The 12,905-nt window shown below is 49.8% G+C and carries 4 protein-coding genes; all 4 read left to right on the top strand.

Annotated elements, in window-relative coordinates:
* Positions 1 to 24: 24 nt before the first annotated feature.
* The 4 genes from AC50YO_RS08475 to AC50YO_RS08460 are packed head-to-tail and all read left to right on the top strand — an operon-like array spanning position 25 to position 12,890.
* Positions 25 to 3,783, top strand: a complete 3,759-nt coding sequence (locus tag AC50YO_RS08475) for a non-ribosomal peptide synthetase (RefSeq protein WP_494845948.1) — start codon at positions 25 to 27, stop codon at positions 3,781 to 3,783.
* 32 nt (positions 3,784 to 3,815) lie between these two features.
* Positions 3,816 to 5,129: an ACP S-malonyltransferase gene (gene fabD, locus AC50YO_RS08470; RefSeq protein WP_494845945.1), complete on the top strand. Its 1,314-nt coding sequence runs from the start codon at positions 3,816 to 3,818 to the stop codon at positions 5,127 to 5,129.
* Positions 5,130 to 5,139: 10 nt separating this feature from the next.
* Positions 5,140 to 9,954: a type I polyketide synthase gene (locus AC50YO_RS08465; protein WP_494845942.1), complete on the top strand. Its 4,815-nt coding sequence runs from the start codon at positions 5,140 to 5,142 to the stop codon at positions 9,952 to 9,954.
* Positions 9,951 to 12,890 carry a type I polyketide synthase gene (locus tag AC50YO_RS08460; protein WP_494845938.1) on the top strand — a complete coding sequence of 980 codons (2,940 nt, stop codon included), beginning with the start codon at positions 9,951 to 9,953 and terminating at the stop codon, positions 12,888 to 12,890. The genes AC50YO_RS08465 and AC50YO_RS08460 overlap by 4 nt, the downstream gene beginning before the upstream one ends.
* Positions 12,891 to 12,905 lie beyond the last annotated feature (15 nt).

The following is a 12,905-nucleotide window of genomic DNA, read 5'->3' as shown; positions in this document are numbered from 1 at the left end:
GACTTGGAATGGAGGCTGAAAGCGGTGGGGACGGGCAAGATCGAGAAAGCAAATGTAGAAGATATTGTGAAGCTGACTCCCGTACAAGAAGGGCTTTTATACCATTACTTAACGAGTCCGGAGAGCGAGCAATATAATGAAAGCTTATCGCTGACACTTGAAGGCGATATTCAATTGGAACGCTGCACAGCAGCCTGGAAGCATGTAGCCGGTACGAATGAAATACTTCGTACCGTTTTTCGGTGGGAGAAGCTGGATCGTCCCATTCAAATTGTATTGAAGGACAAAGCTGTCCCAATCGCTTACGAGGATCTCTCAGGCTATGGGGACGAGGAGCGGCAGCGCGAGCTGGAACGATTCAAAGCGAGCGATCGGCAGCGGAAGCTTGATATTCAGAGTGAGCCTATTCGGGTGACGCTGATCAAGTGCAAGGCGGAGCAGTATGAAATGACGATTAGCTACCATCATATTTTATTCGATGGCTGGAGTACGGGGATTTTACTGAAAGAATGGTTCGAGGGTTATGATCGGCTGCAGAATGGAGATGAGCCTGTCAAGCTGTCCAAGCCAGCTTTCAAGCAATATGTCACCTGGCTGGACACTCAGAGCCAGGAGGAACAGAAGCAGTTCTGGACCGAGCATTTCAACGGATTCTCCGACAAAACCCAGCTTCCTATGTGCAAGAAGAAGCAGGAGGCGGTAGCGGCTACTTTACAGTACAGGCTCGTGCTTCCGTCAGCACATGTGGAGCAGATAAGAGACTTTTGCAAAAACTATCAAATTACGATGGCAGCATTTATTTATGGAGCATGGGCTTCTGTGCTACAGGCCTATCAGGATGGTGAGGATGTCGTGTTCGGAACGACCGTGTCGGGTCGAACGCCACAGCTCCGAGGCATAGAGCAAATGGTGGGGCTATTCATTCATACGCCCCCTCTCAGGGTAGGCTTTGCAGCGAAGGAATCGGTCGTGGATTTCTTGAAGAGGGTAGGACAACTGTTAATGCAACGCAGTGAGGCAGAAGTGACCTCCTTGGTTCAAATCAAGCAATACAGCGGCTACGAAGGCTCGGATGAATTATTCGATTCGATCGTCGTTCTGGAGAATTATCCGCTGGATCAAGTGTTGAAGGATCGCAGCAGCTCTGTGAAATTAAATAAATATACGATGCAGGAATCGACCAATTACCCGCTTACTGTAACAGTGACAGAGGACAGAGGCATTCAATTGGAGTTTCATTACAAAGAGGATTTATTCGAAGCGGCTAGGATTGAGCAATTAGCAGAGCATTTGAGCAATGCGCTCCATTGGATGGTGAAGCATCCATTGGAGCCACAGCTCCATATGGATCTGCTAAGTGAAGCAGAAAAAACAGCGCTTCTTGTGGATCGGAATACGGCTCGGCAGCAATATCCGAGAGAACGTTCGATTGTTTCCTTGTTCGAAGAACGAGTACAGCGGCATCCCAATCAAACAGCGATTGTGTACCAGAATCAACAGCTTACCTATGAACAGCTTAATGAACGTGCGAATAAGGTAGCTTGGCACCTGAAGCAGCAGGGGATTGGACAGAATACGGTAGTTGGAATTATGGCAGAGCGCTCTTTGGAAATGATGGCTGGCATCTTAGGAATACTGAAGGCAGGGGCAGCCTATTTGCCCATTGATCCGGATTATCCAGCAGATCGAATCCAATATTTAGTCGAACACTCCAATACTCCTTTTCTACTCTCACATCTAGTAGCATCCGCATCTAAGACTCTCTCTCCCAATGTTCAGCTTATCTCTATAGCTCAGCTGCAAGCAGATACCAATCTTCCTACTAATAATCCTGAGGAGCTATACGACCCGGAGCAATTATTGTATGTCTTATATACCTCGGGCTCCACTGGCAATCCGAAGGGTGTCATGATCAAATCACATGCCTTCATGAACCTGCTTCATTGGTATGCGAATGAATTTCAGATAGGGCCTGAAGATTGTGTGCTCTTAATTGCACCTTCCAGCTTCGATCTCGCTCAGAAAAATTTATTCTGCCCTTTAATTCAAGGAGGGACGCTTTGTCTCTTCGAGCCCGGTATCTACGACTATAACCGCATGGCCGACGTTATTGCAGCCCAGCGCTGCACCGTAATTAATTGTGCGCCAAGCGCTTTTTATCCACTTGTGGATTTCAACGAGAAGGATCAGTATAAACGGCTTGAATCATTAAGGTGGGTGTTCCTCGGCGGGGAGCCTATCAATATGAATAAACTGTATTCCTGGTTGGATTCCAAGCGGTGCGAAGCCCGTATTGTCAATACGTATGGCCCTACAGAATGTACGGATATTGCGGCCTATCATATTGTGGATCAAGCATTAATACAGGAGAGAGGCTCTGTCCCTATAGGCAAGCCGATTCCTAATGCCAAGCTATATGTGCTGAACAGACAAGGCCAATTGCTGCCAGATGGCAGGACAGGCGAGCTGTATATCGGCGGAGTAGGATTAGCCCAAGGCTACTATCGCTCCCCTGAACAGACGCAGCAGCGATTCGTTGATTGCTTGGCAGTAGGGCGAGAGACACTGTATCGTACAGGTGATTTGGTAAAATGGCTGCCGGACGGGTGCTTGGAGTTTGTTGGAAGAACCGATACGCAAGTGAAAATTCGCGGCATGCGGATGGAGCTGTCTGAGATCGAGCATCATTTGTTGATGGTTCCAGGTATACGCGAAGCGGTTGTTCTAGATTGGAAGGCGACGAATTCGGATCGGAAATATTTATGCGCTTATATCGTAGGAGAGCCCGGCGAGCAGGAGATTAGAGCAGCACTTGCTCAGCAGTTACCCTCGTATATGCTGCCTGATTTTTTTGTTAGGCTGGATCGTTTCCCGCTATCACCGAATGGGAAAATCAATAAAAAACAGCTGCTCCAGCCTGAAGCCATGCTGGATACAGCACCGATTGCCGAGACTGTCGTCACAAATGAGACGGAGCAGGCGCTCTTGGATATTTGGCGGAAGGTTCTTGGAAGAGCTCATATCGGTCTTGAGGACAGCTTCTTCGATATTGGCGGCAATTCCTTATTGCTGATTCAATTACATGGACAGATTGATCGGCAGTTTCCAAATCTTATTCAAATGACAGATCTATTCAATTATCCGACCATCGCGAAGCTGGCTCTATATTTAGAACGACTATCGGGCACTAGCATTGAGGCGACCGTGCTGGAGACGCTATTGCTTCCAGCCTCTTATATAACAGGAATTGAATCTAGCAGCCGCAGAACCTATCGGCTTCCTGTAGATGAATCAACGACCTTGCAATTAACGCGCTTTGCTGAGCATGAGAAGATTATGGTCTCTGATTTGCTTCTAGGCTTATTCCTATTCGTCTTGAGCGAATGGTCCCAGCAATCCGAAGTTCCCGTCTATCAATTGACGAAGGAACAGAAAGTAGCCTTGCTGCAAGCCGACTTTGCGCAGCTGAATGATTTTACCCAGCTGTTCCAATTCATTCAGCAGAATCAGGCTGAGAAGGCAGCTATTGAACTATTCTCGGCTGATCGAACGAATACGAATGGGGTAACGATTCTATTTGATCGGTACAAGCTGTCTATTCCTCAAGCGCAGCAAACGGCATTCGATATTATTCTGAGCCTTGAGGGCTTGGAGATGAATGCTCTTGCTTGGGTCTGTACATTTGATGACAAACGCTTGAACCAAGGGAGCATTCAGGCTTTGCTGAATGGGCTGGTTCAGTTAACCGCCAATCTGCTGCAAACGGCAGCCACGCAACAATAGTGAAACTTCAAAAGAAAAGAGGGATAATTCGCGTGAATAAAATAAGCTTTGTATTTCCAGGACAAGGGTCTCAATACGTCGGGATGGGCAAGCAGCTGTATGAGGAGCATGCGGAGGCGCGAAGCGCCTTTGAAGAAGCTTCGGAGTCTATTGGTTTCGATTTGGCGAAGCTTTGCTTCGAAGGGAAGCCAAGTGAGCTTACCCTTACTGCGAATGCACAGCCAGCTATACTTACGGCTAGCGTAGCTGCTTATCGAGTATGGAAAAAGGAAGTACAGATGGAGCCAGCCTTTATGGCAGGCCACAGCTTGGGAGAAATTACGGCGCTGGCTTGTGCAGGAGCTATTCGCTTCGAGGATGCCGTTCGCATTGTTCGCAAACGCGGCCAATTCATGCAAGAGGCCATGTCACAGGGATCAGGAGCAATGGCAGCTATCAGCGGAATGACAGCCGAGACTATTCAACTGGCATGCGAGCAGCAGCTTGGATCAGTCGTCATCTCGAATTTCAACGCCCCTGATCAAACGGTTATATCGGGTGACCGTACGGCAGTAATGGAGCTCTGCGATAAGCTTGGGAAACAAGGCGCGATCTGTATTCCTCTTCAGGTGAGCGCACCTTTTCATAGCCCTTTTATGAAGCCAGCCGCTTTGCAGTTAGCTGAAGAGCTTAATGCGTATAGCTATTCGCCGCTGAACGTTCCCGTTATATCCAATGTAACGGCAGCGCCTTATACCAACGAAGGACAAATTCAACCGCTGTTAACGGAGCAAATGACAGCAGCCGTGAGATGGGTAGAGTCTATCCGTTATTTGACCGCTCAAGGCAGTGATTGCTTTATCGAGATTGGTCCTAAGTTTGTCTTGAAAAATGTCATCAGCAAAATCGACAGCTCGGTTGCTGTGTACGCTCTCGATCAGGCAGAGGATCGCTTGTCCTGCAAAACGAATTGGACGAATGGCCTTGCCGTTGCCGTACCTGCTCCCGCAACAGTAGATGGGGTGGATCGTCAAGCTGCGCTGACCTTCATTCAAAGATGCTTGGCTATCGCAGTATGCACGCGCAATCGCAATGATAACGCCGAGCAATACGATGAAGGTGTAGTGAAGCCCTATAAGCAGGTAATGGAGCTGTATTTGCAATTGGAGCAGGCCAGTCACTTAGCTTCTCCTGATGATATTACCGCAGCGGCGGACATGCTTGATTCCATATTCCGGACGAAAGGAACGCCTGAAGCTGAGCGCTTAGAGCGGATTGAGCAATTAAGGCTGGAGACGGGATTCGACAAGCTTTACTCTACATCTGGCAGACTATTCCAAGTGGCGGAGGAATTGACGATTGGTTAATTTCAATCAAATGAAATTGAATCTGGCTGCTAGTGCGCCTGTATCTGTCATAGAGGAGGTTAAGGAGACAGAGATCGCTATTATTGGAATAGCGGTCGAGCTGCCTCAGGCTAATAATTTGAATGATTTCTGGCGTGTGCTTGCGGAGGGACGGGATTGCATAAGAGAGCTACCCGGCAGCCGCCTGAAGGACGCGGAGATCATGAAAGATAAATTTCGCATTAAAGGGGGGAAATTAGGAAAAGCAGCTTATTTGGATCAGATTGATAAATTTGATTACCGTTTTTTTAAGATTTCACCCAAAGAAGCGGCGCTAATGGACCCGAATCAGCGGGTGTTCTTGGAAACCTCTTGGCGGGCTATGGAGGATGCAGGCTATGGCGGGGGTGCTTTGCGGGGCAGCCGGACCGGCGTATATGTTGGGTATGGGTCAGATACAGAATACAAGCGATTGATTCAAGAGCTGGATGCCTCGCAGCTATCCTTCTCTGTTGCGGGCAACAGCCGGCCTGTGATTGCGAGCCGCTTATCTTATTTGCTTGATCTGCATGGGCCAAGCATGCTGGTCGATACGACCTGCTCCTCCTCGCTCGTAGCGGTTCATTTGGCCGTACAAGCCATTCGCAGCGGGGAATGTGATATGGCTCTTGCGGGTGGAGTCCAGCTCCATCTGCTGCCTTATCGGCAGACATCGATTGGGGTCGAGGCTGGAGATGATCGGGCCAAGACGTTCAGTGAGCAAGCGGATGGGACAGGTACGGGGGAAGGCGCGGCGACGGTTGTGCTCAAGTCATTGCGTAAAGCGAAGCAGGATGGCGATCACATCTATGCGGTGATTAAAGGAAGCTCTGTTAACCATGATGGCAGCTCGATTGGCATTACAGCACCTAACGCGCTTGCCCAAGAGGATGTCATCGTCAGAGCTTGGCAGGACGCTGGAGTCAGCCCCGAATCAATCGGCTATATTGAAGCGCACGGAACAGGCACGAAGCTCGGTGATCCTATTGAGATAGATGGGCTCAAGCGCGCTTTTCAGAAATATACGGACAAACGCAATTTTTGTGCAATTGGGTCCTTGAAGACCAATATTGGACATTTGGATAATGCAGCCGGCATTGCCGGATTAGTAAAAGCAGCCCTCGTCTTGCACCATAAGCAAATTCCGCCAACGCTACATTTTCGTGAGCCGAATCGCAAGGTGGACTTCATTAATTCTCCGGTCTATATCAATGACCAACTGTCTTCCTGGGAACGAGGGGACACACCGCGGCGAAGCGGCGTAAGCTCCTTCGGGCTTAGCGGAACCAACTGCCACCTTATTCTGGAAGAAGCGCCACCCTCACAAGTAAAGAGCCTATGGGAGATCAGCGAGAGCTATCTGCTCGCTTTGTCTGCCAAGGATGAGGATAGCCTTATCGCCCTAATCAATGATTATTTGGCAGGCTGGAATTCTATTGCACAGCTGGACATCGCAGACATCTGTTATACCGCGAATACGGGACGTGGACATTATGAATGCCGCTTAGCCCTGAAGTTCAGCAATTTGGATGAATTGCATCAGCAGCTGAAGTCTCTTGCAGCAGGTCCTCTGCTGCATACCTCCGTTGCCGGAGCTTATTACGGGGCTCATCGGATTGTGCCGGATCAGCAGAAGCATAAGAAGGATGGGGAATGGACGGAAGCGGAGCTTCGAACATTGTCCCAACAGACTGATGAGACAATTCGCCGCTATATGCAGGAGGGCCGAGAGGCGGAGTTATGGTCCTATGTGTGTGAGCAATACAAGCGCGGAGCAGAGATCAGCTTCATGCATTTGTATAGCCATGAATCAAGGCGCAGAGTCAGTCTGCCCGCCTACAGCTTTAAGCGGCAGCGCTGCTGGTTCGAAGGGCAATTAGAGCAGCAGCAGGAGCAGGGGAAGGAAAAGCAAGAGGTTAAGGAGCAGCCAAGCGCCCTGTTGGATATATGCCTAACGGATACACCGGATCGCAAAGTATACGCAACCTATTTCGAAACTAAACGGCATTGGGTGCTGGATGAGCATAAAATTATGGGCGACAGCATTCTGGTAGGAACCACCTATCTGGAGATGGTGTGGGAGGCGTGTCGCTTACAGGACCCGGAATGCATGGCGGAATTCCATGATGTCGTCTTTCTTGCTCCTCTGAAGGTGGCAGTTGGAGAACGCATCGAAGCACAGTTAATCATGAATGCTATAGCGGGCGGCTACCAATTCCATATCGCCAGTCTGCCAGTTGGCTACTCGCAGGAAGAAGATGCGATTCGGCACGTGGAAGGCAAAGTGAGCATTCGTCCAAAGGCAGCTTTGCAGCAATCAGAGGTCAACGTTGGGCAGCTCAAGGCGGATTATAGTGACGGTCATCTCATTCCAGACCTTAAAGCCTACAACAAAGCCTCTGCCTTTGAATTTGGTCCCCGCTGGGATAACATTCGGGAAATGTTCGTAGGGGAGACGGAGCTGATCTCTCATCTCGTTATGCCTTTGGCTTATCAAAAGGAGCTGCCCGCGTATCCTCTCTATCCTTCGCTAATGGACAATGCATTGACGACGATGCCTTTATTGCAGAAGCTTCTGGCTGTTGATTCTAAGAAGGATGACAGTATTTTTCTGCCTTATGGCTATGGGCGGTTCCAGCTGTATAGCGCTCTGCCGGAGCGATTCTACAGCTATGTGCAATTGAAGGATGATGCCCTTGGGGAACAATCCGAGATGATTCACTATGATATTAAGCTGATTGACGAGGACGGCGGCTTATTAGCCGAGATTGATCGATATGCCTTGAAGCGAGCGAGAAAAAGCCGTCTAGCCGCTGCGACAGCCGGACCGCAATTGTATCAGATCGACTGGATACAGGAAGAGCGGACGCAATCGCGCCCTTTGCCGAAAGAGGGAGCTGTTCTTATCCTTGGCCTTCAAGGGGAGCTATTGGAGCAAATGGCAGGCAAGCTCGAGAAGCTGGGCAGAAGTTATGTGAAGGCTCTTCCCGGAGTTGAATTCTCTGAGGTTATCAGTCAGCAGCATTATATCGTCCCCCTCGAGCAAGCGGGCCTGAATGAATTGATCGAGCAATGCCATGCTATTCCGATTACGCAGATCGTCCATATGCTAGCTTGTACGGAGCAAGCCTTTATAACCGATAGTCTTGCCTTCGAGAACTCGCAGCTTCATGGTGTGGACAGCTTATTCCTGTTGACGAAGGCTCTGCTCGATAAGCAGCCAGACCGTTCGATGGATATCGTTATTATGACGCAATATGCAGCAGAGGTGACGAAGGAAGAGCCGATTTTACGGCCGGAGCAGGCTCCGATGATCGGCTTAGGTAAAGTGATTGGCGAAGAATATGCCAACCTGGCGGTCCGCCTCATAGATATAGATGGCGTTGCTTCATTGGAACAGGCGGTAGAGGAGATGCAGCTGGAGCGCGAGGTGCAACGAATAGCCTATCGCAATGGCTGCCGCTTCGTCGAACAATTCACGAAGAGTGAAGCAGCATCAGCGCCTAACGCCCCAACTGTTGTGAAGGATGGCGGCACTTATTTGATCACAGGAGGATTAAGCGGAATCGGACTGGAGACAGCAAGATGGCTGTCCACTCAGGCAAAAGTTAATTTGGTGCTATTGAGCCGTTCGAGTCTACCTGAGAAAGAGCAGTGGGATACGCTATTGCTTGGCAATGACAATAAGAAGCTAACGAATGTCTTGCGTACGATTCGTGAGATGGAGCAGACGGGCTCTAATGTGCTGTGCATCGCTTGTGATGTCGGCAAGGAAGCGGAGGTTAGAAGCGCATTGCAGCAGGCCAAGCAGCATTATGGCGAGCTGAACGGCCTTGTTCATTCCGCAGGAGTAGCTGGAGATGGCTTCATTATTCAGAAAGATATGGCTTCGTTCAAGGCGGTACTGTCAGCGAAGGTAACAGGCACATGGCTGCTGGATTATTGGACACAAGATGAGCCATTGGACTTTTTTGTCTTGTATTCCTCCAATACGACGATGCTGGGAGTTCCCGGGCAGAGTGATTATACCGCAGCGAACAGCTATCTTGATGAATTCGCGACTAGCCGCAGCCGTCAAGGGAAGCGGACGCTCACCATTAATTGGCCAGCTTGGAAAGAAACCGGCATGGCGTATGAGCATGGAACGAATCGCGACAACCTGCTCAAGGTACTTGATACCACCACAGGGATCACGATGCTCGCCACTTGCCTAACCGATTATGCGGACCGCAAGCGGATCATTGTTGCCGAGTGGAACAAAGGCGGCATGCTTCATGGCAGGACTATTCGGGATGTACCGCTGCGCTGGAGCGAGGAACTGCGCAGGGAACTATTCACCAGCCTATCCAGCAAGAGCAAGGAAGCTGCTGGTTCAGGGCAAGGAAAGCTGAAATCCTTCTCTGCATCTTCGCTAAGCGGCAAGGCCGCAGATGACGTAACCGCAACAGAGCAGCAAATTGCCGCCCTGTGGAGCGATGTGCTGGGCTTTGAGGAATTCAATGTATACGACAGCTTCTTCGATATCGGCGGAGATTCCATTCTAATTACGAGGGTCCATGCTTTGCTTGAGCAGCAATATCCGGGGCGGGTTACGGTTGCAGATTTGTTCACCTATACGACGATTTCCAGCCTGTCAGAATACTTGGGGGCGTTGGTTCCGACTGCGGAACAAAAATCGGGTGGAACTACACCTGCAAGCCATTCTGAGCTGAATCTGGATGAGCTGCTGGAGGCTCTGCTTGCAGGCGAGCTGGATTTGGATGAGGCTGTTGAACGTTACGAACGAATGGAGGAGTATTCGGCATGAGCAAGCTGTCGCGTTCAATCTTGGAGAACATCTTGAACGGTACGCTGGACAAGCAAGCGGGCAGTGAGATGCTGCGGCTGCTCAAGAAGGAAGGAAGAACGCATGGCGAGAAGGATATGGCCATTATCGGCATGAGTGCGAGGCTTCCAGATGCGAATGACCTGAATCAATTCTGGCATAACCTTGCAGCCGGGGTGGATTCGATAACGGATTTTCCACTCGAAAGGCAACGTGATGTCGATGGATTGCGGCAATTCACCTATATGAAGGATATGGAAGCCCGCTATAGCCAGGCTGGCTATTTGGATCGAATTGATGAGTTTGATTGCAAATTTTTCGGAATTTCACCGAAGGAAGCCAGCCTGATGGACCCGAATCAGCGGCTTTTTCTTGAGATTGCATGGCATGCCCTAGAGGATGCCGGCTATGGCGGCAATGCGCTGCATGGTACGAAGACAGGCTTGTATATTGGTTATAGCGGCTGGCCTATGTATGGACAGTTCGTATCTTATGTTGAGCCTGAATCCTTCCAAATGTCAGTTGCAGGCAACATATCCGCGATCATCGCCAGCCGTTTGCCGCATGCGCTTAATTTGAAAGGACCTAGCCTGCTGGTTGATACCGCTTGCTCCTCCTCTCTCGTCGCTCTGCATCTGGCTTGCAAAGCGATAGCAAATGGGGAATGCGAGCAGGCGCTCGTTGGGGGCATTCGAATTAATCTGCTGCCGCTCGAAGGGTTCATTGAATATGGCATTGAATCCGGCGATCAGCGCTCCAAGGCATTTGACGATCACGCAGACGGTACTGCGTTGAGCGAAGGGGTAGCCGCTATTTTAATTAAACCGCTTAGCAAAGCGTTGCAAGATAATGATCCTATTTATGCTGTTATTAAGGGAAGCGCAACGAATCAGGACGGCACCTCCATTAATATTACTGCGCCGAATGCGCTGGCACAGGAGGAGGTGCTGGTCCAAGCTTGGAAGGATGCTAGAATCGATCCTTCCACGATCAGCTATATAGAAGCTCATGGCACAGGAACGAAGCTTGGCGATCCGATTGAGATTGACGGTATTCAAAAAGCATTCCGCCAGTTCACGTCCAAGCGCCAATTCTGCGCAATTGGCTCGGTGAAGTCCAACATCGGCCATATCGACAGCGCAGCAGGCTTGGCGGGAATTATTAAAGCCGTATTAGCGCTTAAAAATAAACAAATCCCGCCTACCCTGCATTTTCAATTTCCGAACAGGCAGATTCGATTCGATCAATCGCCTGTATACGTAAATGATCGTCTTTCAGAGTGGGAGACTGGCGAGGGGGCTCGACGAAGCGGGGTAAGCTCCTTTGGCTTCAGCGGAACGAACTGTCATGTCGTTCTTGAGGAGGCGCCTGCTGCTAATGCTACTAGGGAACCGAATGAGAAGCCGCGTCTGTTCGTGCTATCAGCAAAAAACGAAGCGGCTCTGCGAAACTATGCGGAACGCTATTGCTCTTATTTGGGGCAAGCCGACGTAAGCGCAGCAGATTTGTGCTACACCGCGGCGATTGGCCGAGGACATTATTCGCATCGGTTGGCTGTTATAACAAGCAGTGCTAGTGAACTTAAGCAGGCTTTAACGCTGTGGCTGGAGCAGCCAAATGGACTAGCGGCTTCTTCAACTGTGCTGTACGGAGCGCATCGGATTATCCCTAAGAAGCGTCCTGATCAGGCCGCGAATGACTTCTTGGAAAGTGAGATAAGAGTGCTAAGCCGAGAAGCTAATGAGCAGCTGCGCGCAAGCTTGGATGCTGAGAGCGGCGCTTCGCAACCCGCGGCTATTCTTGAACATGCAGCAGCAGCTTATGTACATGGAGCAGACCTGAACTTTGAGCGGCTGTATCGGAATGAAAGCCTTGCTCGAATCCATCTGCCTGTATACCCATTCGAGAAGACTAGATGCTGGCTTCAAGTGCCTCCCGCGCCTTCCCTGAATAAAGGGAATGATCAGCTTGCCGCTGTGGAAGCCGAGCTGCTTGCAATCTGGTGCAATGTGCTTGGAGAGAGCAAGCTGGGCAAGCAAGATAAGCTTTATGCAATCGGCGGGCATATGGAGCATGCGGTGGAAATTGCTTCCTGTATTAATGTACAGATGAAGGAGTTGTCTGCTCCTATTACCGCAGCAGAAGTGCTGCTATCTCCTTCTGTAGAACAATTAGCGTCATATATCACTAATGGCGCTAAACATGATGCGGAAGGGAAAAAGGTCCAGAAAGAGAGCAGTCGATTAGAGCACCAGTCGATTCCTCCGCTTGGATTAGCTGTGCAGGATCCTGCGTCTCCCGTTTCTTTGCGTCAGGCATTATCGTTTAGCAAGCGGCTGGACCATTCCGTTACGGAGCAGCTGAAGCAATATACACGAGGGCAAGAGCTGTCAATGCCTTCGGTATGGATTGCCATCTATCATGTCATGCTGTCCAAATATGCGGGTGTAGAGTCGGTACTGACAGGTGTAAGGTACAAAGGCTTGGCACTTCCATTGTTATTGTCAGGCAATCTGGAAGGCTACAAATCATTTGATTATTACGTGAAGCAGCTTAGACAAAGCGAGATAGAAGAGTCGTATGCTCTGCAGGCTTCTTCCGCAGCCCATTCTTATTTAGTCGAGGCTGAAATCCACTTCAATCGCTATGCCAATATAAGCAAGGAGTCTGAACACACCAGCCTTATTCCGCTTGTGGCGTTTATTGATGAAATAGATAACGAGCTTGAACTTATTGTGGAAGCAGATGCGACCGCGATTAATCCGAGCATTGCTGAACGAATGCTTACGGATATGCTCGCAATAGCAGAGAAAGTCATGGATAATCCGCAGCTCCTGCTTGCCGATATTAAGCTCGCTGAGCACGATATCGCTCAGCTTGAGCCAGTTGATCAGGATGCTTTTGATTTTACTTTTTAGGTAGAAGCCAGCAGC

It is taken from the genome of Paenibacillus sp. J22P59 (assembly GCF_059383895.1).
The sequence above is the reverse complement of the archived record's forward strand: the minus strand, read 5'-3'. Positions and strand labels throughout refer to the sequence as shown.

What these genes read in the sequence shown, in the direction of transcription:
- AC50YO_RS08465 (WP_494845942.1), top strand. Translation starts at nt 5,140, where the DNA reads ATGAAATTGAATCTGGCTGCTAGTGCGCCTGTATCTGTCATAGAGGAG.
- AC50YO_RS08460 (WP_494845938.1), top strand. Translation starts at nt 9,951, where the DNA reads ATGAGCAAGCTGTCGCGTTCAATCTTGGAGAACATCTTGAACGGTACG.